General features: G+C 72.1%; 22 protein-coding genes and 2 tRNA genes. 5 read left to right on the forward strand and 19 right to left on the reverse strand.

Features of this window, described 5'->3' with window-relative positions; genetic code table 11:
- Positions 1–43: 43 nt before the first annotated feature.
- From ACFWPT_RS38110 to ACFWPT_RS38120, 3 genes are all read right to left on the reverse strand, one after another.
- Complete coding sequence (locus ACFWPT_RS38110; RefSeq protein ID WP_063348048.1) at positions 44–1,021, reverse strand: ribose-phosphate diphosphokinase; 978 nt, start codon at positions 1,019–1,021, stop codon at positions 44–46.
- 202 nt (positions 1,022–1,223) lie between these two features.
- On the reverse strand, positions 1,224–2,678 hold the full coding sequence (gene glmU, locus ACFWPT_RS38115; protein ID WP_380378968.1) for a bifunctional UDP-N-acetylglucosamine diphosphorylase/glucosamine-1-phosphate N-acetyltransferase GlmU: 1,455 nt from the start codon (positions 2,676–2,678) through the stop codon (positions 1,224–1,226).
- A 144-nt stretch (positions 2,679–2,822) separates the two neighbouring features.
- Positions 2,823–2,893 (reverse strand) — tRNA-Gln (locus tag ACFWPT_RS38120).
- Positions 2,894–3,142: 249 nt separating this feature from the next.
- On the opposite strand from ACFWPT_RS38120, the gene ACFWPT_RS38125 reads away from it, so the two are divergent.
- The gene (locus ACFWPT_RS38125; RefSeq protein WP_380345641.1) at positions 3,143–4,135 is read left to right on the forward strand and encodes an acyl-CoA desaturase; all 993 of its coding nucleotides are present in this window, start codon (positions 3,143–3,145) and stop codon (positions 4,133–4,135) included.
- A 194-nt stretch (positions 4,136–4,329) separates the two neighbouring features.
- Positions 4,330–4,932 carry a TetR/AcrR family transcriptional regulator gene (locus ACFWPT_RS38130; RefSeq protein ID WP_063348051.1) on the forward strand — a complete coding sequence of 201 codons (603 nt, stop codon included), beginning with the start codon at positions 4,330–4,332 and terminating at the stop codon, positions 4,930–4,932.
- Positions 4,933–5,010: 78 nt separating this feature from the next.
- Here the strand turns inward: ACFWPT_RS38130 and ACFWPT_RS38135 are convergent, their stop codons facing one another.
- Positions 5,011–5,802 (reverse strand): methyltransferase domain-containing protein, encoded by a 792-nt coding sequence (locus ACFWPT_RS38135; RefSeq protein WP_380487470.1) that lies wholly within the window; start codon positions 5,800–5,802, stop codon positions 5,011–5,013.
- 110 nt (positions 5,803–5,912) lie between these two features.
- Between ACFWPT_RS38135 and ACFWPT_RS38140 the strand changes: the two genes are divergently transcribed.
- Positions 5,913–6,410: a MarR family winged helix-turn-helix transcriptional regulator gene (locus ACFWPT_RS38140; protein ID WP_188307908.1), complete on the forward strand. Its 498-nt coding sequence runs from the start codon at positions 5,913–5,915 to the stop codon at positions 6,408–6,410.
- A gap of 15 nt (positions 6,411–6,425) precedes the next feature.
- Here ACFWPT_RS38140 and ACFWPT_RS38145 read toward each other — a convergent pair whose 3' ends face one another.
- From ACFWPT_RS38145 to ACFWPT_RS38165, 5 genes are all read right to left on the reverse strand, one after another.
- Entirely contained in the window at positions 6,426–7,373 is a 948-nt protein-coding gene (locus ACFWPT_RS38145) for a LuxR C-terminal-related transcriptional regulator (RefSeq protein WP_380487472.1), read from the reverse strand.
- Between the two features lie 299 nt (positions 7,374–7,672).
- A complete protein-coding gene (gene galE / locus ACFWPT_RS38150; RefSeq protein WP_063348055.1) occupies positions 7,673–8,635 on the reverse strand; it encodes a UDP-glucose 4-epimerase GalE in 963 nt (320 codons plus the stop codon).
- A 151-nt stretch (positions 8,636–8,786) separates the two neighbouring features.
- Positions 8,787–9,455 (reverse strand): LuxR C-terminal-related transcriptional regulator, encoded by a 669-nt coding sequence (locus ACFWPT_RS38155; protein WP_063348056.1) that lies wholly within the window; start codon positions 9,453–9,455, stop codon positions 8,787–8,789.
- 195 nt (positions 9,456–9,650) lie between these two features.
- Positions 9,651–9,726 (reverse strand) — tRNA-Thr (locus ACFWPT_RS38160).
- A 173-nt stretch (positions 9,727–9,899) separates the two neighbouring features.
- A complete protein-coding gene (locus tag ACFWPT_RS38165; protein ID WP_380487474.1) occupies positions 9,900–10,349 on the reverse strand; it encodes a winged helix-turn-helix transcriptional regulator in 450 nt (149 codons plus the stop codon).
- A gap of 180 nt (positions 10,350–10,529) precedes the next feature.
- Here ACFWPT_RS38165 and ACFWPT_RS38170 point away from each other — a divergent pair, with 180 nt between their 5' ends.
- Positions 10,530–11,126 (forward strand): flavodoxin family protein, encoded by a 597-nt coding sequence (locus tag ACFWPT_RS38170; RefSeq protein WP_063348057.1) that lies wholly within the window; start codon positions 10,530–10,532, stop codon positions 11,124–11,126.
- A 20-nt stretch (positions 11,127–11,146) separates the two neighbouring features.
- On the opposite strand, the gene ACFWPT_RS38175 is transcribed toward ACFWPT_RS38170, so the two are convergent.
- The 4 genes from ACFWPT_RS38175 to ACFWPT_RS38190 form a co-directional block, all read right to left on the reverse strand.
- On the reverse strand, positions 11,147–12,514 hold the full coding sequence (locus ACFWPT_RS38175) for an MFS transporter (RefSeq protein WP_380487476.1): 1,368 nt from the start codon (positions 12,512–12,514) through the stop codon (positions 11,147–11,149).
- Positions 12,515–12,604: 90 nt separating this feature from the next.
- Positions 12,605–13,924 (reverse strand): S8 family serine peptidase, encoded by a 1,320-nt coding sequence (locus ACFWPT_RS38180; protein ID WP_380487478.1) that lies wholly within the window; start codon positions 13,922–13,924, stop codon positions 12,605–12,607.
- A gap of 99 nt (positions 13,925–14,023) precedes the next feature.
- The gene (locus ACFWPT_RS38185; protein ID WP_380487480.1) at positions 14,024–15,700 is read right to left on the reverse strand and encodes a WXG100 family type VII secretion target; all 1,677 of its coding nucleotides are present in this window, start codon (positions 15,698–15,700) and stop codon (positions 14,024–14,026) included.
- A 43-nt stretch (positions 15,701–15,743) separates the two neighbouring features.
- Entirely contained in the window at positions 15,744–16,190 is a 447-nt protein-coding gene (locus ACFWPT_RS38190) for a hypothetical protein (RefSeq protein WP_380487483.1), read from the reverse strand.
- Between the two features lie 417 nt (positions 16,191–16,607).
- On the opposite strand from ACFWPT_RS38190, the gene ACFWPT_RS38195 reads away from it, so the two are divergent.
- A complete protein-coding gene (locus tag ACFWPT_RS38195; RefSeq protein WP_380487485.1) occupies positions 16,608–18,506 on the forward strand; it encodes an FUSC family protein in 1,899 nt (632 codons plus the stop codon).
- Between the two features lie 42 nt (positions 18,507–18,548).
- Here the strand turns inward: ACFWPT_RS38195 and ACFWPT_RS38200 are convergent, their stop codons facing one another.
- From ACFWPT_RS38200 to metG, 6 genes are all read right to left on the reverse strand, one after another.
- Complete coding sequence (locus tag ACFWPT_RS38200) at positions 18,549–20,408, reverse strand: ABC-F family ATP-binding cassette domain-containing protein (RefSeq protein ID WP_380378955.1); 1,860 nt, start codon at positions 20,406–20,408, stop codon at positions 18,549–18,551.
- 188 nt (positions 20,409–20,596) lie between these two features.
- Positions 20,597–21,514 carry a 4-(cytidine 5'-diphospho)-2-C-methyl-D-erythritol kinase gene (locus tag ACFWPT_RS38205; RefSeq protein WP_063348063.1) on the reverse strand — a complete coding sequence of 306 codons (918 nt, stop codon included), beginning with the start codon at positions 21,512–21,514 and terminating at the stop codon, positions 20,597–20,599.
- Positions 21,511–22,476 (reverse strand): 16S rRNA (adenine(1518)-N(6)/adenine(1519)-N(6))-dimethyltransferase RsmA, encoded by a 966-nt coding sequence (rsmA, locus tag ACFWPT_RS38210; RefSeq protein WP_380487488.1) that lies wholly within the window; start codon positions 22,474–22,476, stop codon positions 21,511–21,513. Before rsmA ends, ACFWPT_RS38205 begins: the two co-directional genes overlap by 4 nt.
- Positions 22,477–22,504: 28 nt before the next feature.
- Complete coding sequence (locus ACFWPT_RS38215; protein WP_380487491.1) at positions 22,505–23,128, reverse strand: Uma2 family endonuclease; 624 nt, start codon at positions 23,126–23,128, stop codon at positions 22,505–22,507.
- Positions 23,129–23,198: 70 nt separating this feature from the next.
- Positions 23,199–24,077, reverse strand: a complete 879-nt coding sequence (locus tag ACFWPT_RS38220) for a TatD family hydrolase (RefSeq protein ID WP_063348066.1) — start codon at positions 24,075–24,077, stop codon at positions 23,199–23,201.
- Positions 24,077–25,696, reverse strand: coding sequence for a methionine--tRNA ligase (gene metG, locus ACFWPT_RS38225; RefSeq protein ID WP_363619213.1), 1,620 nt, complete (start codon positions 25,694–25,696; stop codon positions 24,077–24,079). The genes ACFWPT_RS38220 and metG overlap by 1 nt, the downstream gene beginning before the upstream one ends.
- Positions 25,697–25,855: the final 159 nt, after the last annotated feature.

Here is a 25,855-nt window from a genome sequence, read left to right on the forward strand (position 1 = left end):
GCCCCGGTCCGATCCGGACCGGGGCCGCCGCCGTCGGGCTTCGTCAGTGCACGCCCTCGAAGAGGCTCGTGACCGAACCCTCCTCGAACACCTCGCGGATCGCGGCCGCGATCGAGGGGGCGATGGACAGCGTGGTGATCTTGTCCAGCTGGATCTGCCCCGGGGTCGGCAGCGTGTTGGTGAACACGAACTCGCTGACCCGCGAGTTCTTCAGCCGGTCCGCGGCCGGGCCGGAGAGCACGCCGTGGGTGGCCGCCACCAGGACGTCCGCCGCACCGTTGTCGAACAGCGCGTCAGCCGCGGCGCAGATCGTGCCGGCGGTGTCGATCATGTCGTCGACCAGGACGCAGACCCGGTCCTTGACGTCACCGACGACCTCGGCCGACAGGATGGTGTTGGCCTGGGTCATGTCGCGGCGCTTGTGGATGATCGCCAGCGGCGCGTCCAGCCGGTCGCACCACTGGTCGGCCACCTTCACCCGGCCGGCGTCCGGCGACACGATGGTCAGCTTGGAGCGGTCCACCCTCCCGCCCACGTAGTCCGCCAGCATCGGCAGCGCGAACAGGTGGTCCACCGGGCCGTCGAAGAAGCCCTGGATCTGCGCGGTGTGCAGGTCCACAGCCATCAGCCGGTCGGCGCCCGCCTGGCGCAGCAGGTCGGCGACCAGGCGCGCCGAGATGGGCTCGCGGCCCAGGTGCTTCTTGTCCTGGCGGGCGTACCCGTAGAACGGCAGGATCGCGGTGATGCTCTTGGCGGAGGCCCGCTTCAGCGCATCGATCATGATCAGCTGTTCCATGATCCACTGGTTGATGGGAGCCGTGTGGCTCTGCATCACGAAGCAGTCCGCGCCGCGGGCGGAGTCCAGGAAGCGGACGTAGATCTCGCCGTTGGCGAAGTCCAGGGCCTTGGTCGGGACGAGCTCGGTCCCGAGCGCCTCGGCCACCTCCCTCGCCAGTTCCGGGTGGGCACGGCCGGAGAAGAGCTTGAGTTTCTTCTCACCCGACGTCGTGATCCCGCTCACTGCACCGTCTCCTCGCGTTGCTGACGCTGAACCCCGTCGTCCCGTGCGGGCAGGCGCAGCCGGCTCGCACGAGGGGTCGGGGGAATTGTCGGTACGCCTGGACACGGGCCGTAAGCCCAGTGGCGCACGTATGTCCCCAAGGTTACGCGCCCACGCAGAAACCGTCCGCCCCGGGACCGCCCTCGGGCTCCCGCCCGCCCCGTCAGGCGTCCGCGGCCCCGTCCGTCGCGGCCTTCGCGGCCTGCGCGGAGGTGGTCCCCGGGCGCTTGCGCTCCACCCAGCCGTCGATGTTGCGCTGGTGCGCCCGACTCACTCCGAGCGCGCCCGGCGGGACGTCGGTGGTGATGACCGAACCGGCCGCGGTGTAGGCGCCGTCCCCGATCGTCACCGGGGCGATGAACATGTTGTCGGAGCCGGTGCGGCAGTGCGCACCGATCACCGTGCGGTGCTTGTTGACGCCGTCGTAGTTCACGGTGACCGAGGCCGCGCCGACGTTGGTGCCCTCGCCGATCGTGGTGTCCCCGATGTAGGAGAGGTGCGGCACCTTGGCGCCCTCGCCCAGCTCGGAGTTCTTCACCTCGACGTAGGTGCCGACCTTCGCCTTGCGGGCCAGCTTGGCCCCCGGCCGCAGGTAGGCGTACGGGCCGGCGGTGGCCAGCTCGCCCACCTCGGCGCGGTCCGCCGTGGTGTTGCTCACACGGGCGCCGGCGCCGATCAGGGTGTCGGTCAGGGTCGAGTTCGGGCCGACCTCGCAGCCCTCGCCCAGGTGGGTGGCGCCCTGCAGCTGGGTGTTCGGCAGCACGAGGGCGTCCGGCTCGTACGTCACCTGCACGTCGATCCAGGTGGTCGCCGGGTCCACCACGGTGACGCCGGCCCGCATCGCCCGCTCCAGCAGGCGGTCGTTCAGCAGCCGGCGGGCCTGCGCGAGCTGCACCCGGTCGTTGATGCCCAGGATGTCCCGGTGGTCCTCCGCGACCACGGCGCCCACCCGGTGCCCGGCGGTGCGCAGGATCTCCAGGGTGTCGGTGAGGTACTCCTCGCCCTGCGAGTTGTCCGTGGTGAGCTCGGCCAGCGCCTCGACCAGCAGCTTGGCGTCGAAGGCGAAGACGCCCGAGTTGATCTCGGCGATCGAGCGCTGGACGGCGGTGGCGTCCCGCTCCTCGACGATCGCGGCGACGGTGCCGTCCTCGTCCCGCAGGATCCGGCCGTAGCCGAAGGGCTCGGGGACGACGGCGGTCAGCACGGTGACCCCGTTGTCCTGGGCGGCGTGGGCCTTCGCCAGGCGGCGCAGCGTGTCCCCGGTCAGCAGCGGGGAGTCCCCGGCGGTGACGATCACCGTGCCGTCCAGCACCACGCCGTCGGCGGCCAGCGCCTCCAGCGCCGTGCGCACCGCGTGCCCGGTGCCCTTCTGGTCCTCCTGCACCACCGGGCGGGCCGCCGGGTAGTGCGCCGCGAGGTGCTCCTGGACCTGGTCCCGCTGGTGTCCGACCACCACGACGAGCTGTTCCGGCGTCAGTTCGCGGGCCGCCGAGACGGCATGACCCACCAGCGACCGGCCGCAGACCTCGTGCAGCACCTTGGGCAGCTTGTTCGACTTCATCCGGGTCCCGCCACCGGCGGCGAGCACGACAACGGCGGCAAGCGAATTGGCACCCATGCGGGGAGGCTCCTCGGTCGGTTCACAGAGCGGGCAGAACGGGCCCGGACCGGACCGAGGCCGGTCGCCATTCGCACAGTCCGCCGAGCAGCACCGACAATACCGGCGGTTCGGCGGTACGCCCGAACCTGAGGCGTGCAGAGGCTCCGCCGCTAGGATTCGAACCCAGACAAAGGCCTCCAAAGGGCCCTGTGCTGCCATTACACCACGGCGGATGGTTGCTCAGACCCTACCCGAGTCGACCCTGCCATGGGTATCAACTGCCGCGATCCGCAGGCCCCGATCCGCCGGAAACGGTCGAACAAGCCGGGCCGCCGGTTCATCCATCCAGTCGGGTGAATTCACTCAAGCGCCGTGCGGCGGCGTGTTCCCTTCGCCACGGAGCGCAACCTACGATGCCGTAGGTTACGCCAACGTAGCCTCCGCTCCTCCCTCCCGCACAGAGATGCCGCAAAGGGACGCCCATGACCACCAAGGCCGGCGAGCCGAGCGCGGGGAACGCCGCGCTTCCCACCGAATCCCCCGATCCCACCGACACCGCCGCCACCCGGCTGTCCGCCACCCGCGGCGGGGAGAAGCAGGGCCTCGCCGAACGGCTCGCGCTCGGGCTGTTCATCCTCCTGCCGTTCACCGCGCTGCTGGCCGCCGTACCGGTGGCCTGGGGGTGGGGACTGGGGTGGACGGACGCGGCGATCACCGTCGCCATGTACTTCCTCACCTGCCACGGCATCACCGTCGGCTACCACCGCTACTTCACCCACAGCGCGTTCAAGGCCAACCGCCCGATGCGGCTCGCCCTCGCGATCGCCGGCAGCCTGGCGGTCGAGGGCCCGCTGGTACGCTGGGTGGCCGACCACCGCAAGCACCACCGGTTCAGCGACAAGGACGGCGACCCGCACTCGCCGTGGCGCTACGGGGAGAGCCTCCCCGCCCTGCTCAAGGGCCTGTGGTGGGCGCACATGGGCTGGATGTTCGACGAGGAGCAGACCCCGCAGCTCACGTACGCGCCGGACCTCGTCCGCGATCCGGCCATACGGCGGATCTCCCGGCTGTTCTGGCTCTGGACCATGATCTCGCTGCTGCTCCCCCCGCTGGTCGGCGGGCTGGTGACGCTGTCCTGGTCGGGCGCGCTGTCCGCCTTCTTCTGGGGATCGCTGGTCCGGGTGGCCCTGCTGCACCACGTCACCTGGTCGATCAACTCGATCTGCCACGCCGTCGGCCGCCGCCCGTTCCGCTCCCGGGACCGCTCGGGCAACGTCTGGTGGCTGGCGGTGCTCTCCTGCGGCGAGTCCTGGCACAACCTGCACCACGCGGACCCGACGGCCGCCCGGCACGGGGTGCTGCGCGGGCAGATCGACTCCTCGGCCCGGCTGATCCGCTGGTTCGAGCTGGCCGGCTGGGTCCGGGACGTCCGTTGGCCGGACGCACAACGGATCGCCGCCCGCCGCGCCGCATGAGTCGTCGCTTCCAGCATGATGTAGGGGTGAACGGGAGCAGCGCAGACAGCACAGGCGGCCACCAGAGCACGCGGACGGACGCGGCGCCCGACGCGGCGCCGACCCGTCCGCGAACCGCTGCACCGGCGGGCGGGGGCGCCTCGGGGGGTGGTGCGCCCGCCCCGGCGCCGCGCCGCCGGGGCGGGCGGGTCCGGATGACCGGCAAGCAACGGCGGGAGCAGCTGCTGGAGATCGGGCGGACGGTGTTCGCGGAGCGCGGCTACGACGGCACCTCGGTGGAGGAGATCGCCGAGCGGGCCGGGGTGTCGAAGCCGGTGGTGTACGAGCACTTCGGCGGCAAGGAGGGGCTGTACGCGGTGGTGGTGGACCGCGAGATGCAGCTGCTGCTGGACATGGTCACGGGGGCGCTGACCGGCGGGCACTCGCGGGAGCTGCTGGAGCAGGCCGCGTTCGCGCTGATGGACTACATCGACACCTCGACGGACGGCTTCCGGATCCTGGTCCGGGACTCCCCGGTGGCCCAGTCGACCGGCACCTTCGCGTCACTGATCAGCGACATCGCGACGCAGGTGGAGGACATCCTCGGCCTGGAGTTCAAGTCCCGGGGCTTCGACGCGCGACTGGCCCCGATGTACTCGCAGATGCTGGTCGGCATGGTGGCACTGACCGGGCAGTGGTGGCTGGAGGTCCGCAAGCCGGACAAGGCTCAGGTCGCGGCGCACCTGGTGAACCTGGCCTGGCACGGGCTGGAGGGCCTGGAGCGGCACCCGAGGCTGGTCGGCGGGCGCAAGGACTGACCTGCGGGCGGAAGGACCGTCGGCCCTCCCGCCCCGCATCAGGCCCGCCCGCCCCGCATCAGACCTTCCCGCCCCGCATCAGGCCCTGGTCCCGACGGCGAAGATCCGCCGGAACGGGAAGACGGTGCCGTGCGGTCCGGCCGGGTAGGCCTCGCGCAGGAGCGCCCCGTACTCGGCGAGGAAGGCGGCCTGGCGGGCGGGGTCGGTCAGCCGGGTGAGGACGGGGCGCAGGGCGGTGCCCTTGACCCAGGCGAGGACCGGGTCCGGGCCCGGGAGCAGAGTGCGGTACGTGGTCTCCCAGACGTCGGGCGTGCAGCCGGCGGCGGTGAGGGCGTCCAGGTAGCGCTCGGGCGGGTGGACGCCGGCCCTGGCGGCGTCGTCGCCGAGGAGGCCGCGCCAGCGGGGGCTGCGCCGGAGTTCGGCGAGCAGGGTGTGGCTGGGGGCGTCGAAGTTGCCGGGGACCTGGAAGGCGACGGTACCGCCGGGCCGCAGGGCCCCGGCCCAGCGCGGGACGAGGTCGAGGTGGCCGTCGATCCACTGCAGCGTGGCGTTGGAGACGATCAGGTCGGGTCCGGCCGGGGCCGGGTCGTAGTCGCGGGCGTCGGCGAGCAGGTAGTCGGCGGTGGGCTCACCGTCGGTGCGGGCGGTGGCGAGCATCGGGGCGGAGTTGTCGACGCCGGTGAGGCGGGCGTGCGGCCAGCGTGCGCGCAGCACGGCGGTGGAGTTGCCGGGGCCGCAGCCGATGTCGAGGATCACGGGATCGCCCGGATTCGGGAGGGCGGGGACGCGGGCGAGCAGGTCGCGCAGCGGACGGGTGCGTTCGTCCGCGAAGCGCAGGTACTGCGCCGGGTCCCAGACGGGACTGGTCATGGTCCACCTCACAAGTATCTCGACATCAAGATATCCCAGGTAGCCTTGCTGGCACATTTCTCGACGTCAAGAGACTTCACATCGACACATCCACCGATACACTGATCGTCATGGAGGACGAGGTCGACAGGCTGGTCGCAGCGTGGCGCCGAGAGCGCCCCGACCTCGACGTGGAGCCGCTGGAGGTACTCAGCCGGGTCAGCAGGCTCGCCCGGCACCTCGACCGCGCCCGCCGCACCGCCTTCGCCGAGCACGGGCTGGAGCCCTGGGAGTTCGACGTCCTGACCGCCCTGCGCCGGGCCGGCTCCCCCTACCAGCTCTCCCCCGGCCAGCTGCTCACCCAGACCCTGGTCACCTCCGGCACCATGACCAACCGCATCGACCGCCTCACCGGCAAGGGCCTGGTCAAGCGCCTGCCCGACCCGGACGACCGGCGCGGCGTGCTCGTCCGGCTCACCGACGACGGCCGCGACCGCGCCGACCAGGCACTCGCCGGACTGCTCGCGCACGAACGCGAACTGCTCGCCCAGCTCAGCTCCGGCCAGCGGGGCGAACTCGCCGCGCTCCTGCGGCAGCTGGTCGCCCCGTTCGACAACATCCCGGGCTGATCCGGGCCCCGGAGCTCACGTCCGGTCCACCGCGGTCACGATGGACGGCGGCGCCGGCAGGGCCGGCTCGGCCGGGCTGACCCCGGCCCGGCGGGCCACCGCGACCGCGGCCAGCGTGGAGTGCACCCCGAGCTTGCCGAGCACGTTCTGCATGTGCGTCCGGACGGTGTGCGGCGACAGGTAGAGCCGCTCCGCGACCGCCTGCCGACCCAGGCCCGCCACCATGCAGCGCAGGATCTGCTTCTCCCGCGGGGTCAGGGTGTCGACCAGCCGCTCGCTCTCGGTGCGGTCCCGCCGAGCGGTGGTCAGCTCGCGGATCACCCCGGTCAGCAGCGCGGGCGGCAGGTGCGTCTCGTCCCGCAGCACCCCCCGGACCACGGCGAGCAGCCGGGCCAGCGAACTCTCCTTGGCCACCCAGCCGGTGGCGCCCGCGTGCAGGGCCCGGGCGGCGCGGTGCGGATCGTCGGCGGCGGCCAGCACGACCGCCCGCAGCCCCGGATGGGCGCGGCGGACCCGGGCGAGCAGGGTGATGCCGTCCGGTGCCGGAGGCGCGGTTCTGAGCTGGTCGGCCCGGTACACGTCGGAGCGGGCCGGATCCGCGCCCCGCCCACCCGGGCGCAGCAGGTCCACCGAGCGCCCGCCGGACGGCACCACCGGCGGGCCGACCGGGTGGCGGGGCGGCGGCACCGCCGGGGCCAGCCGCCGCCGGGCCGCGTCGGCCGTGTCCGGGCCGGGCCGGCTCCGGGCACCCGCCGAAGCGACGCCCTCGGCCCCCAGGTCGGCGTCGATCAGGACCACGTCGAAGGCCCGCCCCTCGACGGCGGCACGCTCCAGCGCCCGCTCGGCGGCGGCCCCGCTGCCGGCCGCCCCCACCTCCACGTCGGGCTCGGCGGCGAGCGCCGCGGCCAGGGCCTCGGCGAAGATCCGGTGGTCGTCGACCACCAGGACGCGGATCCGCCCCATCGTCACTACCCCCCTGCTCAGACCGGCCCGAGCCCGGGGGCGGGGACCGGCCCCGGCACCCGCGGTCCGGGCCCGTCACTCCGCCCGCCCACCGGTGGCCGGTGAGGCCGAAAAAGGGCGCCGGCCCCCACCGGTACCGCACTCAGCGTACGGGCCGGGAAACCCCATCGTGGCGGTTTGGTGAAGTTTCGTCAGGAGGTGCGCGAGTGGCGGGATTTCACGCCATCACCGGTCGAAGCGGGCAACGCCGAGGCGCCGCCCCCGAACCTCCGGGAGCGGCGCCTGCGGGGTCCTGCGGCCTACTGGCCGTGCTTCTCCAGGGCGAACTTCCAGGCGTCCGCGACGATGTCGTCCAGGTTCGGGCGGCGCGGCGTCCAGCCCAGCGCCTCGTGGGCGCGGGCCGCCGAGGCCACCAGCACGGCCGGGTCGCCGGCCCGGCGGCCGGCCGCCTGCACCGGGATCTCCCGGCCGGTGACACGCCGGACCGACTCGATCACCTCGCGCACCGAGAAGCCGCTGCCGTTGCCCAGGTTGCAGATCAGGTGCTCGCCCGGCTTGGCCGCGTCCAGCGCCAGCAGGTGCGCGTCGGCCAGGTCCGCGACGTGGATGTAGTCGCGGATGCAGGTGCCGTCCGGGGTCGGGTAGTCCTCGCCGTACACCGCGATGTGCGGGCGCTGACCCAGCGCCGCCTGGAACACCAGCGGGATCAGGTGCGACTCGGGGTCGTGGCGCTCCCCGTACGCGCCGTACGCACCGGCCACGTTGAAGTAGCGCAGCGAGACGGCGGCCAGCCCGTGCGCGACGGCCTCGCTGGTGATCAGGTGGTCCACGGCGAGCTTGGTGGCGCCGTAGGCGTTGGTCGGCGAGGTGCGGGCGGTCTCCGCGATCGGCACGACCTCCGGCTCACCGTAGACGGCGGCGGTGGACGAGAACACCAGCTTGCGCACACCCGCCGCGCGCATCGCCGCGACCAGCTCCAGCGACCCCGCCACGTTGTTGCGCCAGTACTTCTCCGGGTCCACGACCGACTCGCCGACCTGCGAGGAGGCGGCGAAGTGCAGCACGCCGTCGAAGGAACCGTCCAGCACCCGGCCGGCCTCCTGGACCCGACCCTCGACGAACTCGGCACCGACCGGGACGCCCTCACGGAAACCGGTGGAGAGATCGTCCAGGACGGTCACCTGGTGCCCCGCCTCCAGCAGGTGGGCGGCCACCACGCTGCCGACGTAGCCGGCGCCACCCGTGACCAGGTACTTACTCATGATGAGACCTCCAGCGGGCGACGGTCCGCCGGATCAGCGGCGGCCGTCGATGACGTGTGTACGACTGAGGCTATTCTCCCTGCCCGCCGGAGTGCCCAGGACCACGTGAACGGGCCACCCGGGAGCCGGTTTCACGAAACCCGAGCCCCCCTCAGCCGCCGGCCATCCGCTCCAGCAGCCCGGTACGGGCCGCCACCGCGGCCGCCTCCAGCCGGGTCCGCGCACCGAGCTTCATCAGCACCCGCTGGACGTGCGTCCGGGCGGTGCTCGCGGCGATCCGCATCCCGGCGGCGATCGCCGCCGTGTCCTCCCCGTCCGCGATCCGGGCCAGCACCTGCACCTCACGACGGGTCAGCAACCGCAGCAGCCGCACCGCCTCGTCGTCCGGCTCGGCGACCGGCCGCAGCAACTGGTCGAAGGCCCCGCGCAGCACGTCCACGGCCACCGCCGCCTCGCCCGCCCGAGCCCGCCCGATCGCCCGCTCGACCACCCCGATCCGCTCGTCGCTCGGCACGTACCCCGCCGCCCCGGCCGCGAACGCCCCCGCCACACCGCGCAGTTCACCCACCGGCCCGAGCACGATCACGGCCACCTCGGGGCGCTCCCGGCGGATCCGGCGCAGCCCGTCGAAAGCCGCCGGCTCACTCGGCGCGGCCACCCCCAGCAGACACACCTCCGGCCGCCGGCCGACCACCAGATCAGCCGCGACCCCGGCCGGGCAGCCGACCGCGAGCACCCGGTGGCCGCGCAACTGCAACGCCGTGGCCAGCGCCTCGGCCAACAGCCGGTGATCGTCGACCACCACGAGTCGAACGCCCATGACGCCCTCCCGGTCGGGGTTCGGCTCGCGCCCGCACCCCATGGGCGGGCGGCCGATGACGCACCATCACAGCGCATTCCGTACCCGACCCGCTAGGCCGCCGCGTTCGGCCGCCGCACTGGGCCGCCGTCTTGGACCGGACGGCCTGATCGGGGAACAGCAAAAGGCCCTCGCCATGAAGCGAGGGCCTTCGAATGGAGCCCCCATGCGGAATCGAACCGCAGACCTTCTCCTTACCATGGAGACGCTCTACCGACTGAGCTATAGGGGCTTGCCGGGCTTTCACCGGGCCGGTCGAACAAGGAAGACATTACACGGCTGGCGGCCCGGAAGGGAAATCGGCTCCGCGGCCCCGGCGCATGCCGGACCGACCCCCGGCGGGCGGGCACCCGACCCTCGGTGCGCCTTCGGCACGGGCCCGGTCAGCCTTCGGTACGCGCGCGGTCAGCCTTCGGCGTGCGTCTCGTCGAACTCCTCGCGGGCGGCCAGCATCTGCCCGGTTCGCCGCTCCGTCCACCGGCCGAGCGGCGCCAGCAGCACGGCCAGCTCCCGGCCGAGCGGCAGCAGGTCGTAGACCACCCGCGGCGGCGTCTCCGGGAACACGGTGCGGCGCACCAGTCCGCTGCGCTCCAGGCTGCGCAGCGACTGGGTGAGCATCTTGCGACTGACCCCGCCGACGCCGCGCTGCAGTTCGGAGAACCGCTGCTGCCCGCAGGCGGCGAGGCTCATCAGGATCAACATCGACCACTTGTCGGCCAGTTCGGCGAACATCGCGCGGCTGGGACAGAGCTGGGCGAAGACGTCGAGCTCCTGCTCCCGGTCCTGCCCGCCCTCCCGCTCCTGCCCCTGCCGCCCGGTGCCGCTCTCCACCCGGGCCGCTTCCTCCGTCGTCATGCCGTCCAGGGTAGCCCTGCGGTCTCCAATCCACCCTTGGTAACCAATGGAGACTTGGTCTATATTGGAGACCAGCCCGGCGGGTCGAGGTGCGACAGCACGCCCCGCCGTCGCTCCTCGGCTTGTCCCTGCCTTGCCTTGCCCCTGCCCGCACCCGTTCCCGTACAGGAGTGCCCCCGTATGACCGCCATCCGCCCGACCGTCGCCCTCGCCTACCACTCCGGCTACGGCCACACCGCCGTCATCGCCGAGGCCGTCGCCCGCGGCGCCGCCGCCGCCGGCGCCGAGGTCGTCTCGATCGCCGTCGACACCATCACCGACGAGCAGTGGGCCCAGCTCGACGCCGCCGACGCGATCGTCTTCGGCTCCCCCACCTACATGGGCACCGCCTCCGGCGCCTTCCACGTCTTCGCCGAGGCCACCAGCAAGCGCTGGTTCTCCGACGCCTGGCGGGACAAGGTCGCCGCCGGCTTCACCAACTCCGCCTCCAAGAGCGGCGACAAGGCCGGAACCCTCGGCTTCTTCCAGACCCTCGCCGCCCAGCACGCCATGAGCTGGGTCAACCTCGGCCTCAAGCCCGGCTGGAACGCCACCACCGCCACCGAGAACGACCTCAACCGCCTCGGCTTCTTCAACGGCGCCGCCGCCTCCAGCCCGTCCGACGCCGGCCCCGAGGCCGTGCACAAGGCCGACATCGCGACCGCCGAGTACCTCGGCGAGCGGGTCGCCCAGCACACCGCCGTCGTGCTGGCCGGCCGCGCCGCCCTCGCCGGCTGACCGCACCGCACGGTCGGCACCTACGCCGCCGGGTCCGCCCCCAGGAGGGGCGCCCGGCGGCGTCCGCCGTCCACCGCCCCCAACTCCGCGCCGCCGGTCTCCGGCAGCAGCCACAGGCAGCCCAGCGCCACCACGCCCAACCCCACCAGGTACCAGCCGACCGGCTCCGCCGTCCCGTACGCCTCCGTCAGCCGCGTCGCCACCAGCGGCGTCGTCGCCCCGCCCACCACGCCGCCCAGGTTGTACGTCAACGCGGCACCCGTGTACCGCACCCGGGTCGGGAACAACTCCGGCAGGAACGCCGCCACCGGCCCCATCAGGCACCCCAGCACCACCAGCGCACCCGCCAGCGCCACGAACATCAACGGCCGGCGCACCGTCTCCAACAACGGGAACAGCACCAGCGACCACCCCGCCGCCAGACCCGTCGCCCAGCACAGCGTCCGCCGCCGCCCCCACCCGTCACTGCGCGACGCGCTCACCCACACCGTCACGCCCATGCCCAGCGCGCCCACCAGCAGCATCACCAACACCAGCGAACTCGCCACCCCGAGCCCGGACGTCGCGTACGCCAACGCGTACGTCGTGGTCAGGTAGAACAGCGCGTACCCCACGGTGATCGCCCCACAGCCCAGCAGCACCGTGCGCCAGTGCCCGCGCAACACCTCCACCACCGGCGCCCGGTCCCTCGGCTCGTCCGGCCGGAACAGCGGCGTCTCCTCCAACCGCAGCCGCACGAACAGCCCCACCGCCACCAGCCCCAACGACGCCAGGAACGGCACCCGCCAGCCCCACTCCCGGAACGCCCGCCCGTCCAGGCCGAGTTGGACCGCCAGGAACACCCCGTTCGCCAACACGAACCCGCTCGTCGGCCCCAACTGCAGGAACGCCCCGTACCGCCCCCGCCGCCCGGCCGGCGCGTTCTCCGCAATCAGCAGCGCCGCCCCGCCCCACTCCCCGCCCAACCCCACGCCCTGACACACCCGCAACACCACCAGGGCCGCCGGCGCCCACCACCCCCACGACCCGAACCCCGGCAACACCCCCACCGCCGCCGTCGACAGCCCCATCAACAACAGCGACACCACCAGCGTCGCCTTCCGCCCCACCCGGTCCCCGAAATGCCCGAACACCACCGCCCCCAGCGGCCGGGCCAAGAACGCCACCGCATACACCGAGAACGCCGCCAACAGCGCTCCCACCGTGCCCAGTTCAGGAAAGAACACCGACCCGAACACCAAGGCCGCCGCCGTCCCGTACAAAAAGAAGTCGTAGAACTCGATCGCCGTACCGATCAGCGCCGCAGCCGCCGCACGCCTCAACTGCCCCGCCCGCCGGGCTTCCTCCGCATCCATACCACCACCCTGGACACCAGCCAGCCCCGCCACCAGCCCCCACCCGAGTGACCCCCGCGCACACCCCCACCCCACGCGCCCCCGGCTCAACACCGGCGGCGCACACCAGCGCAGGCGCCCAGATCACCGCACGTACGGGTTCTCCCCCGGCGGCACCACAGGCCGCCCACCCGCCTTCCGCCGCCGCAACACGACGAACACCACACCGGCGACCAGCACCAACCCACCCACCACACCGGCCACGACCGGCAACGCACCACCCGAACCAGCGGACTTCGGCGCCCTCGGCTCCACCGGCGGCGCCCCCACGACCACATCACTCGGACTCGGAGCCGCCGAACTCGGCGAGGGCGCCGAAGTGGCCGACGGGCTCGCAGGCGCGGACGGGCTGGCCGAAGGCACAGTCTCCGCCGCCGGAACCGGAGACACGTCCGCCGGGCCGGGATCACCAGGGTCCGCCAGAGCGACCCGAGGCCGCACTACGCCATAGCCGACATCGTTGTTGCGGACGGATCCATCAGTCGGCTTCCCGGCCGTATTGATCAACACCCGCAGAACCTGATTCGCCGACCAATCCCTGTGAATAGACCAGATCAATGCAGCCGACGCAGAAACCAGTGCAGTGGAATCCGAAGTGCCATGACTCTTGCAATAGCCGGTAGGGCCAGTACAGGCCTCGATCATGTCTACACCAGGAGCAGCAAGAATGACTTGTGGACCCTGCTGAGACTCTGCCGTCGCAATGACATCGCGGCCAACCGCCCCCACCCCTACGACGTTGGGCAGCGCTCCCGGATACTCGACCAGATTTCCTGACTGTGCAGAGTTGCCAACACTGGAAACAATCAGCGAACCCTTTGCCCTCGCCATCGCAATGATTGAATTCAACTTGGCCACATCGCTAGGCGATGTCCTGACCGCAGAAATTCCCTGCGAGATGTTGATGACCTTTACACCCTGCTCGACCGCATAGGTGATGGCCTGCCCAATCTGGCCAAGGAAATCGGCAGAGACAAGCGCCCCATCGGTCCCATTGGAAATCTTCAACGGAAGGATCTTTACTCCCGGCGCCAGTCCGTAAGCTCCGTTCCCGCCTTTTGCCTTTCCAGACCCCGCAATGAGGCTGGCCATCTGTGTTCCATGCCCCTCAGGATCGAACCCGACCCCACCAGGGCTGCCGCTAAAGTCCATACCCGGCAAAAACTGCCCCACGAGATCCGGATGATCCATCTTGAAACCGCCGTCGATCACTGCAACAGTAATCCCATCGCCTTTGGAGATCTTCCACATCTCCGACGCATGCATGGCGTCCAGATGCCACTGATCCGCCCGGATCGAACCATCGGCAACCGCTGGGACTTCGACTGCGCCGACCAAAGCCGCCCCGGCCAGGAGTGCCGCAGCAAGCATCTGCCAACGCACTCGCGTGTTCGTCCGCCCCATCGCAACTCCTCGTCAATCTCTCCGTCGACCGGGGAGCGTGCCCCGAACAGGTCTGCCCGGCCACCGGGAGAGCCCCGTGGCCGGGCAGTCGTTGCCGTCCTACTCAATCACGTCCGGGTTGCTGTGCGGCGTACCGCTGGTCCAGGTCTCCTCGTCCTCGTGGAGGTAGTCGGCCCGCTTGCGGCGATCGCGCTCGTTCCGCCCGGAGTGACCCGCCGTTCCAGGGGCCATCATGCCGTTCTGCCCGGAGCGGGCTTCGCCCTCAACGGCTCCCGCAGCAGCAGCCCGGTTACGCAGGCCCGTACCACCCGGCGTGAACTCCCCGCCGGCAGCCGGTCCCTTGCGGCCGCCGACCGCCCCTCCTCCGGTCGAGGTCAGGCCCCGGCCCCGTGAGCTGCCGCCCGAACCAACGGCTCCGGAACCACCGCCCATCCCCGGATGCATGCCGCCCACCCCGCCCGCGCTGCCGGCCGCTCCCGCCCGGCCCGCCTGGGCCTCGCGCGCGCCGAAGACCGTCCCGCTGGGCAGACCCGGGCTGCCACCGGACTTTCCCGGCACCGAGCCACCGCCGAACGGAGCCGTACGGGCGGGGGTCGAGCCTCCGCCCTTGCCTGAGACGGATCCGCCACCACCCTTGGCCGGGATCGAGCCGCCGCCGGCCCCGACCGGGAAACCGGTCACCGGGCCACCACCCGGACCACTCGGATATCCCGGGGTACCACCGGGGCCACCCGGGTATCCGGGAATCCCACTCGGACCGTCAGGCGGAAGGCTTCCACCACCACTGGGGCCGAGCGGGCCGGTCTGACCTGGCAGGGTCGGCACGGTCGGCAGGCTGTCAAGACCGGTACCGGGACGGTGAACAGGTTCCGACGGCACAGAGGGCGGCGTCGAGGAGCCCGGGTCCACCGGCGTCGACGGCACCTGGCCACCGCTTCGCGGCGGAATCGGGTCGCCGTGTCCCGGCTCACTCGGCGCCTGCGAGTCCGACCTGGGGTTGTGAATCGCGACCGAGCCGCCGCTGTAGCTGCCGCCGGACGGGCGGTAACTCCCACCGGCGGCACTGGTACTCGTACGAGCGTTACGAACGGTGCCTCCGTAGCTACCGTTGTATCCACCATCACCCGAGTAGTTCGACTTGCCATCGCGATTGCCCGTGTCCGGCGTACCCGGCAGAGCCACGTCCCCGAGCCCGGCCAGCTTCGTTGTCGCCGCCTCGTACGCCTGCCCCAGCTTCTCCATCTGGTGGATGGCTTCCTGGTGGGCCTTGTAGACCCGCTGGGAGGCGGCCACAGCCTCCGTTTCGGTGACCCAGGAGCAGTTCTGCTTCTTCATCATGGCGTCGACGGTGGCGGTGGTCGGCCCGGTCGGGGTGAAGTTGGCGCTCGTGAGCGCCATCTGGTTGGGCACCCCCTGGGTCGAGCGCGCCTTGACGATGTCGACATCGTCGTGTGGCACGTCCGGCACGGCCACCTTGGCGGTGCTGAGTGCCTCACCGGCCTGGTGCATGGCGTCGCCGGCGGTTGTGGAGTAGTCACCGAGCAACGCGGCGGACTGCTGCAGGTTGCCTGCCCAGGTCTTGAAGCTCTCGGCGGCCGGCCCTTCCCAGCTGACGTTGCCGATGTGCGATTTGAGTGCCGCGCCGAGTTCCTTCAGGACGCGGCCGGCCGACTTCAGCTGGGTGCCGCGACTCAGCACCGTCGTGGGGTCGGTGCTCTGGACCATCTTCTTGAGCTGGGCGTGTCCGACGCCCTCGAAGTTCGTTCCGTCTGCCACTACTTACTCCCCGTTTCCCCGTGAGCACCCTCGCCGACCACCATCAGAAGCCCTCGCCGCCGGCCCGCGCCGGCGTGGTGCCGCCCGCGTTCTTCGCGACGGCGTTCTGCGCTGCCGTCGTGTCGTCCTCGTTGGCCGAGTAGTTGCCCGCCGTCGCCGCGACCGCGGACTTCATCGCCTCGATCTGCGACACGAAGTCCTTGTGCAGCTTGACGAGCTGGGTGTGCACCTTGTCGTAGGCCGCGGTCAGGGCCGTTGCTTCGGCGAACTCCGCGCTGGCGAAGCTTCCGCCGGTCAGTTTCTGTTCCTGGAGTTTGTACGGGGCCGCCGGGGAGCCTTCCATGGCCTGGAGCAGGGCTTCGATCTTCTTGGCGAACGCGGTGAGCGTGTCGAGCTCGACCTTGACGTCCTTCTTGCCGAAGGCGGACACCAGGTCGGCGGCGCTGACGTTCGTCTGCACGGTGCTGACGAGGGGGCCGAACCCCATCATGTGGCTGAGCATAAATGGCGTGACGTCACCGGACGTGTCCGGACTGGCCCCCGTGTTCGGTGGAACCTCTCCTGCCATAGCAGTTCACCTCTCCCCCGTACGGGCGGTGGTTCGGGGTAACCCCGAGGCCGCCGCTCCGCAACATACCGTCAACTTCTCGGTCGTACAGTGCTGGTCGGTGCACCGCCCGCCCTGGGGGCGGTTTCCGCCTCCGCAATCGTAGCCACCGCCTCTGTCGGGCTGGCAGGGCCCTTGGCCCGCCTGTGCGGGATCGGTACGAACTTGACACGTGCGGCCCTCGGGGGTGCCGTGCCGGGCCCCGGTAGACTGGCGTCGCCCGGTTGGGCCGGGTACGCCCCCATCTGCCGCGCAATGTCGCACAGCAGCGTCCCCTGGCCGCAGAACGGACGTGACCTGATGCCTGCAGACGAGTCCGCCCCCTCCTGGTGGGCCCGTGCCGCCCGTCCTTCCCGGCCGCCGTTGCCGCTGGCGCTGATGGCCCGCGCGGCGGTGGGCATGGCGGTGCCGCTGGCCGCAGGGCTGCTGGCGCACCGGCTGGATCTGGGGGTGTTCGCCGGTCTGGGCGCGATGCACGCGACGATGAACGACCGCGCGGAGCCGAGTGGCCTGCGGGTGCCCCGGATCGCGTCGGCGGTGCTGGCTTCGGCGCTCGGCATGCTGATCGGCACTTCCCTCCAGCACGTGCACGTTTCGGCGGTCGCGCTCGGTGCGGCGCTCACGTTCACGGCGTTCGCGTCCGGCGCGCTGAGTGCGACGGGCCCGCGGGGTTCGGCGGCGGGGATGCTGCTGCTGGTGTCGGCGGCGTTGGGCAGCGGGATGCCGTTGCCGGATCCGTGGTGGGCGGCGGCGCCGATGATGCTGGCGGGTGCCGCGTTCGTGGTGGTGCTGGGTCTGCCGGGGGGCGCGCACCGCCGCCCCGCCTCGGATCCGCGCAACCGTGCGCTGGCGGCCGCGTACGAGGCGTTCGGCCGGACGCTGGCCGATCTGGGCACGCCGCAGGGCGCGGCTTCGCGCCAGGTGTTGACGGCCCGGTTGAACCAGTTGCAGGACCTCCTCCCGCGACCGCACCGCCCGGGGTCGGAGTCCGCCCGTACGGTTCGGCTGCGCCGGATGTACGAGGCGGCGTTGGCCGCCACCGAGGCGGCGACGGGCCTGTTGTGGGCGTGGCGGCCGGTGCCGCCCGAGGTCGCGGAGGTGCCGCTCCGCTTGGCGGACGCGGTCCGGCGGGGCGGCGGCGAGGTCACCGTTCCGCAGTGGCAGCCGGACACGCCGTCCCGGCAGGCCCTGGACGTGGCGCTGCGCGCGGCGGCCGACACCGTGGCCGGCCGGGAGGCGGAGGTCGCCACCGCCCCGGCGCCGCCGCCCGATCCGTGGCGGCTGCGGGTGCGGCTGCTGTCGCGCGGCTCGGTCCGGTACGGGCTGCGGGTGGCGTTGTGCATCGCGGTCGGTTCGGCGGTGACGGCCAGCTACCCGCTCAGCAAGAGCTACTGGGTGCCGATGACGATCGCCTTCGTGTTGAAGCCGGATCTCGGTTCGGTGTTCCTGCGGGCGGTGAGCCGCTCGATCGGCACGGTGCTCGGGGTGGCGGTCACGGCGGCCGTGGTGTCGCTCACGACCGACGCGTGGGTACTGACGGCGATCGCCGCGTTCTGCGTGGCCCTGTTGCCGTACGTGACGGCGGCGCACTACGGGCTGAACACGGTGGCGATGACGCCGATGGCGTTGATCCTGCTCCAGTTGGGCGGGCAGAGCAGCGCGGCCGAGTTCTGGCCGCGGGTGCTGGACACGGTGCTCGCGAGCGCGATCGTGCTGCTCTTCGGCTATCTGCTGTGGCCGGAGCGTCCGCGGCACCGGATCGAGCCCCGGCTGGTGGACGCGGCCACCGCGCTGCGGGCCTATCTGGACGCGGTCACCGGGGACGCGGGCCGGGCCGAGGTGTGGCTGCGCCGCACGGCGTACCGGGCGTTGGAGGACGCCCGCCAGGAGGTGCGGCAGGGGCTGGCCGAGCCGCCGCCGACGGGGCGGCTGGCGGAGCAGTGGCTGCCGGCGACGGCGGCGTTGGAGCGGCTGGGCGGCGCGGTGGCGGCGTTCGCGGCGCAGCTGCGGTACGGCGGCCGGGTGCCGGATCCGGCGGAGGTGGGGCGGGTGCGCCGGGCGCTGGACGAGCTGACGGCCGCGGCCCGCGAGCACCGCCCGCCGACCGGGGCGGCGGCCCGCCCGACGGCGCCGCACGACCCGGCGCGCAGTGCGCTGGGCCGTGCGGCGGACGAGTTGGAGGCCCTGCTGGCCCGGTAGGGCCCGGGTGATGCCCCGGATGGGCCCCCGGCCCCCCGGGACTCAGACCTGCTCGGCCAGCTCCAGCCAGCTCAGCTCCAGCTCCTCCTTCTCCTCCCGGACGGCGCGCAGCTGCGCGTCCAGCTCCGCGACCTTGGAGAAGTCGGCGGCGTGCTCGGCGAGTTGGGCGTGCAGCTTGGACTCCTTCTGGTCCAGCTTGGCGATCTGCCGCTCCATCTTCTGCATCTCCTTCTTCGCCGCCCGCAGGTCGCCGCCCGACAGGGCCGACGCGGCGGTCCCGGCGTCCGGGCCGCCCGATGCCGCGGCCGAAGCAGCCGCGGCGGTCGAAGCACCCGAGGCGGCCGAAGCGGCGGCGGCGATCGAGGCGGCCATCCGCGCCCGCCGCTCCAGGTACTCGTCGACGCCGCCCGGCAGCATCCGCATCTTCTGGTCGCCGAGCAGCGCGTGGACGACGTCGGTGGTCCGCTCGATGAAGAACCGGTCGTGGCTGATGACGATCATCGAGCCGGGCCAGCCGTCGAGCAGGTCCTCCAGCTGGTTGAGGGTCTCGATGTCGAGGTCGTTGGTGGGCTCGTCGAGGAACAGCACGTTGGGCTCGTCCATCAGCAGGCGCAGCAGCTGGAGCCGCCGCCGCTCGCCGCCGGACAGGTCGCCGACGGGCGTCCACTGCTTGTCCTTGCCGAAGCCGAACTGCTCGCACAGCTGGCCGGCGCTCATCTCCCGGCCCTTGCCGAGGTCGACGCGCGAGCGGACCTGCTCGACGGCCTGGAGCACCCGGATGGCCGGGTCCAGTTCGACGACCTCCTGCGACAGGTAGGCGAGCCGCACCGTCTTGCCGACCTTGATCAGACCCGACGCGGGCTGCACGTCGCCCTCGGAGGCGTACGCGTCGCGCAGGGCGCGCAGCAGCGAGGTCTTGCCGGCGCCGTTGACGCCGAGCAGGCCGATCCGCTCGCCGGGGCCGAGCTGCCAGGTGAGGTTCTCCAGCAGCAGCTTGGGGCCGGCCTTGACGGTGACGCCTTCCAGGTCGAAGACGGTCCTGCCCAGTCGCGCGTTGGCGAACTTCATCAGCTCGGACCGGTCCCGGGGCTCCGGCACGTCGGCGATCAGGGCGTTGGCGGCCTCGATCCGGTAGCGCGGCTTGGAGGTGCGGGCGGGGGCGCCGCGGCGCAGCCAGGCGAGTTCCTTGCGGGCGAGGTTCTGGCGCTTCTGCTCCTCGACGGCCTCGATCCGGGAGCGCTCGGCGCGGGCGAAGACGTAGTCGGAGTAGCCGCCCTCGTACTCGTGCACGGCGCCGCCCTGGACGTCCCACATCCGGGTGCTGACCTGGTCGAGGAACCAGCGGTCGTGGGTGACGCAGACCAGCGCGGAGCGGCGCTTCTGCAGGTGCTGGGCGAGCCAGTTGATGCCCTCGACGTCGAGGTGGTTGGTGGGCTCGTCGAGGACGATCAGGTCGGGCGAGCCGAGGAGCAGCTTGGCGAGGGCGATCCGGCGGCGCTCGCCGCCGGAGAGCGGGCCGATGACGGTGTCGAGGCCGTCGGCGAAGCCGGGCAGGTCGAGGCCGCCGAAGAGGCCTTCGACGATGTCGCGGATGCGGGCGTCGCCGAGCCACTCGTGGTCGGCCCGGTCGGCGATCACCTCGTGCCGGATGGTGGCCGTCGGGTCGAGCGAGTCGTGCTGGGTGAGGACGGCCAGCTGAAGGCCGCCGTTCCAGGTGATCCGGCCGCTGTCGACCTCCTCCAGCTTGGCGAGCATCCGGATCAGGGTGGTCTTGCCGTCGCCGTTGCGTCCGACGACGCCGATCCGGTCGCCTTCGCTGACGCCGAGGCTGACTCCGTCCAGGAGGGCGCGGGTGCCGTAGACCTTCGTGACGGACTCGATGGTGGCGAGGTTGACGGCCACGTCTGCTGCGCTCCTGGGATTGGCGGTCTCGGGGCGGCCCGCCGGTCGCGGCCGGGCACCCCTGTCGGGGACGCCCCGATCTCCCCAGCCTAATGGGCCCGCCGAAGCGCCCTCACCGCCCGCAGTGGCGGGGGCCCGAACCGGCGGGCCCCGTACCGGCGAAGCCCTTAGAAACGTTGGCGGGGTCCCTACGGCACGAGCGCCGCCCCCGGCACCGGCCCGTACGTGGCGTGCGCGGTCCGGCAGGTGCCGGAGGCCCGGAGCGCCTCGGCGACGGCGGCGGCCGCGTCGGCGTCCTTGACGAGGAACGCGCAGGTCGGCCCCGAGCCGGAGACGAGGGCGCCGAGCGCGCCGGCCTCGGTGCCGGCCCGCAGGGTGGCGGCGAGCGCGGGGCGCAGCGAGAGGGCGGCGGGCTGGAGGTCGTTGGCGAGGGCGGCGGCCAGGGCGACGGCATCGCCCTGGGCGAGGGCGGCGAGCAGCGCGGGGTCGGCGTCGGGGGTGCGGACATCGGTGTCGCTGGAGCCGGTGCCGGCCTCCTCGCGCAGGCGGTCGCACTCGCGGAAGACGGCGGGGGTGGAGAGGCCGCCGTCGGCGACCGCGAACACCCAGTGGAAGGTTCCGTCGACGGTGAGCGGCTGCAGGATCTCGCCCCGGCCGAGGCCCAGCGCGACGCCGCCGAGCAGGGCGAACGGCACGTCGGAGCCGAGTTCGGCGGCCAGCTCCAGGAGGGTGTCGAGGGGGGTGTCGAGCTGCCAGAGCGCGTCGCAGGCGACCAGCGCGGCGGCCCCGTCGGCGCTGCCGCCGGCCATGCCGCCGGCGACCGGGATGGCCTTGGCGATGTGCAGGTGCACGCCGGGTTCGGCGATGCCGTGGTGGGCGGCGAGCAGGCGGGCGGCGCGGGCGGCGAGGTTGCTGTCGTCGAGCGGTACGACGTGGGCGTCCGGCCCGGTGCAGGAGAGCGTGACGCCCTCCCCTGCCGTGGCGGTGACCTCGTCGCCGAGGGCGACGGCGAAGAACACGTTGGCCAGGTCGTGGAACCCGTCGGCACGCAGTCCGCCCACCCCGAGCTGGGCGTTGACCTTCGCCGGAACCCGCACGGTGATCACTGGGAGTCCGCCTCCGGCTCGTGCTCGGCGATCTCGGGCTCGTGCTCGGCGATCTCGGGCTTGTGCTCGGCGATCTCGGGCTTGTGCTCGGCAATCTGCGGCTTGTGCTCGGCGATCGCGGCGAACTGCTCCACCGTGAGCATCTCGCCGCGCAGCTTGTGGTCGATCCCGGCGGCCGCGAGCGCCTGCTCGGCCCCGGCGGCGGAGCCGGCCCAGCCGGCCAGCGCGGCGCGCAGGGTCTTGCGCCGCTGGGCGAACGCGGCGTCGACGACGGCGAACACCTCCCTGCGGCTGGCGGTGGTCTTCGGCGGCTCGCGGCGGATCAGCGAGACCAGCCCGGAGTCGACGTTGGGGGCGGGCCAGAACACGTTCCGGCCGATGGCGCCGGACCGCTTCACGTCGGCGTACCAGTTGGCCTTGACGGACGGGACGCCGTACACCTTGTTGCCGGGCTTGGCGGCGAGCCGGTCGGCGACCTCGGCCTGCACCATCACCAGGGTGCGCTCGATGCTGGGGAAGGTCGCCAGCATGTGCAGCAGGACGGGCACGGCCACGTTGTACGGCAGGTTGGCGACCAGCGCGGTCGGCGCCGGCCCGGGCAGCTCGGTGACCTCCATGGCGTCGCTGAACACCAGGTCGAAGCTGTCGACCTTGCCGGGCATCCGGGCCGCGACGGTCGCCGGCAGGTGCTGTGCCAGCACCGGGTCGATCTCCACCGCCGTGACGTGCGCGGCCACCTCCAGCAGCGCCAGCGTCAGCGACCCGAGTCCGGGCCCGACCTCGACCACCGCGTCCTCGGCCGTCACCCCGCCTGCCCGGACGATCCGCCGCACGGTGTTGCCGTCGATGACGAAGTTCTGCCCGCGCTGCTTGGTCGGCTTCACGCCGAACGCGGCCGCCAGCTCCCGAATGTCGGCGGCGCCCAGCAGGTGGCTGTCAGGGGTGGGGTCGGTGGTGCTCACGCGCCAAGGATACGGGCGCGCGGGGCCCTCAGAGTTCGACGACCTCGGCGAGGTCGATCTCGACGGGGTACGGCACCGAGGTGCGGAGCAGGCCTTCGTGCTGGGCGACGGGCAGGTAGACGCCCTTCTCGTCGTCCCGGTGGAACTCGTGCACGATCGGCAGGTTGTCGAGGCCGCGCTCGACCCGCCAGTAGTACGGGATCTTCTTCTCGGCGTACTGGCCGGGCTTGCGGAAACGGTCGTCCGCGCGGGAGCCGTTGGAGACCACCTCGACCGTCAGCACCACGGACTCGACCGGCTGGCAGTCCAACGCGAAGGGGTCGATGCCGGTCTTATCGAAAACCACCACGTCCGGCTTGGTCGTGTTGGCCTCGTCGACCAGCACGCACCGCTCCGGCAGGACCGCGTACGGCACGACACACGCACTGTGCAGCGCTCGCTCCAGTCCCGAACGCACGAGGTCATGCCAGAAGTTCGTCTGCCCCCGGACCACGATGACTCCGTCCACCAGATCCCATTCGAACGGCAGGTCGAATTTCTGAGCCTGCTCGTACGTCCAGCCCTGGGACGGCGGATGTGTCCAGTCGATGCGGTCCTCGACGGGTTCGTCGATCGGCTCGGCGGTCATCGCCACCTCCCTCACTGCACTCATGCTAGCCAGCATCGCAGCGTCGCAGGAGTGCCGAATCGTTCCGCCGGAATCCGACTTTCGTTCGACCGGCTCAGTACCCGAAGGCCCGGGCCGTGTTCTCCGCGATCGCCGTGGACAGCTCGTCCTCGTGCAGCCCCAGCGTGTCGGCCATCGAGCGGACGGTGACCGGGATGAGGTACGGGGCGTTGGGCCGGCCGCGGTAGGGGTGGGGGGTGAGGAAGGGTGCGTCGGTCTCGACCAGGACGCGGTCGAGGGGGGTGGCGGCGAGGGCGTCGCGCAGCGGCTGGTTGGCCTTGAAGGTGACCGGGCCGGCGAAGGACAGGTACCAGCCGTGTTCGGCACAGACCTTGGCCATCTCGGCGTCGCCGGAGTAGCAGTGGAAGACCGTCCGCTCGGGGGCGCCTTCCGCCAGCAGGACGGCGATGACGTCCTCGTGGGCGTCGCGGTCGTGGATGACCAGGGCCTTGTCGTGCCGTTTGGCCATCTCGATGTGGCGGCGGAACGACTCCTTCTGGATCTCGACGCCCTCGGGGCCGGTGCGGAAGTAGTCGAGGCCGGTCTCGCCGACGGCGCGGACCTGCGGGAGGGCGGCGAGCCGGTCGATCTCGGCGAGGGCCTCCTCCAGCGCGGCCTCGCCGCCCGCCTTCCGCTGCTGGCCGGACCAGCCGTCCGCGTCGCCGAGGAAGATCCGCGGCGCCTCGTTGGGGTGCAGGGCGACGGCCGCGTGCACCTGCTCGTACTGGGCCGCCAGTTCGGCGGCCCAGCGCGAGCCGGGCACGTCGCAGCCCACCTGGACGACCGTGGTGACCCCGACCGAGGCGGCCCGGGCCAGTCCCTCGGCCGGGGTGCCGGCCTGCATGTCGAGGTGGGTGTGCGAGTCGGCCACCGCCACGGCCAGGGGTTGCGGCAGTGGCGGCGGGGTCGACCGGGCGTCGTCCTTGGCAGACATCAGGAGGCGGGCTTCTCTTCGAGGCGCGGGAACAGGATCTCGCCCTTGGTGACGGTGCTGCCGGCGGGCAGCCGGCCCCAGTCGGCGGTGGTGGCGATGGTCTGGGCGGCGAGCGCGCCGAGGCCGGCCTCGGCGCCGAGCGAGGTCCACAGCTTCTCGGCGGTGGACGGCATCACCGGGTTGAGCATGACGGCGGTGCCGCGCAGCGCCTCGGCGGCGGTGTAGAGGATGGTGGCGAGGCGGGCGCGGCCCTGCTCCGAGTCGTCCTTGGCCACCTTCCACGGCTCCTGCTCGGTGAGGTAGCCGTTGACCTGCTTGACGAACTCGAAGATCGCCGCGAGGCCGCCGGCGAAGTCCAGCTCCTCGCCGATCTTCCGGTCGGCGGTGGCGAGGGCCGTGGCGAGGCCGTCCGCGATGGCCTGCTCGGCGTCACCGGGGGCGGCGGCGGCCGGCAGCGCGCCGTCGAAGTACTTGCCGACCATGGCGGCGACCCGGGAGGCCAGGTTGCCGAAGTCGTTGGCGAGTTCGGAGGTGTACCGGGCGGTGAAGTCCTCCCAGGAGAACGAGCCGTCGGTGCCGAAGGGGATCGCCCGCAGGAAGTAGTAGCGGTAGGCGTCCACGCCGAAGTGCGAGGTGAGGTCGGTGGGCGAGATGCCGGTCAGGTTGGACTTGGACATCTTCTCGCCGCCGACCATCAGCCAGCCGTTGGCGACGACCCGCTTGGGCAGCGGCAGGCCCGCGGCCATCAGCATGGCGGGCCAGATCACCGCGTGGAAGCGCAGGATGTCCTTGCCCACCAGGTGGACGGAGGCCGGCCACAGTTCGGCGAAGCGCTCCGGGTCGCTGCCGTAGCCGGCCGCGGTGATGTAGTTCTGCAGCGCGTCCACCCACACGTACAGGACGTGCTTCTCGTCCCAGGGCAGCGGGACACCCCAGTTGAAGGTGGAGCGGGAGATCGAGAGGTCCTTCAGGTCCTGCTCGACGAAGCGCAGCACCTCGTTGCGGGCCGAGGCCGGCTGGATGAAGTCCGGGTTGGCGGCGTAGAACTCCAGCAGCTTCGGGCCGTAGGCGGAGAGGCGGAAGAAGTAGTTCTCCTCCTCCAGCCATTCGACCGGCCGCTTGTGCACGGCGCAGAGCTTCTCGTCCTCGGTGGCGCCGTCGAGCAGTTCGGCCGGGAGCTTGAACTCCTCGCAGCCGACGCAGTACGGGCCGGAGTAGCCGCCCTTGTAGATCTCGTCCTTGTCGTACAGGTCCTGGACGAACTCCTGCACGCGGTCGGTGTGGCGCTGCTGGGTGGTGCGGATGAAGTCGTCGTTGGCGATCTCCAGGTGCTCCCAGAGCGGCTTCCAGGCCTCTTCGACCAGCTTGTCGCACCACTCCTGCGGGCTGACGCCGTTGGCCTCGGCGGTCCGCATGATCTTCTGACCGTGCTCGTCGGTGCCGGTCAGGTACCACACCTTCTCACCGCGCTGGCGGTGCCAGCGGGTGAGGACGTCGCCCGCCACGGTGGTGTACGCGTGGCCCAGGTGCGGGCGATCGTTGACGTAGTAGATCGGGGTGGAAACGTAGTACGCCGGGGCGGTCGCCCCGGTGGTGCTGTGGTCTGCAGTGGCCGCCATGGTCGGAAAGCTTAGTCGGGCCCACCCGCAGCCCTCGACCGGATAACCGCATGACCGGCGACGGCGGGGGCCGCCCCCCCCGCGGCGGGCCGCGGGCGGCCCCCCGTGGGCCCCCCCCTGCGCGCCCCGGGGGGGGGGTCATCCCCGCAGCCGCGACCA

The sequence above is a fragment of the Kitasatospora sp. NPDC058478 genome, assembly GCF_042720345.1.
In the GTDB taxonomy this organism is placed as follows: domain Bacteria; phylum Actinomycetota; class Actinomycetes; order Streptomycetales; family Streptomycetaceae; genus Kitasatospora.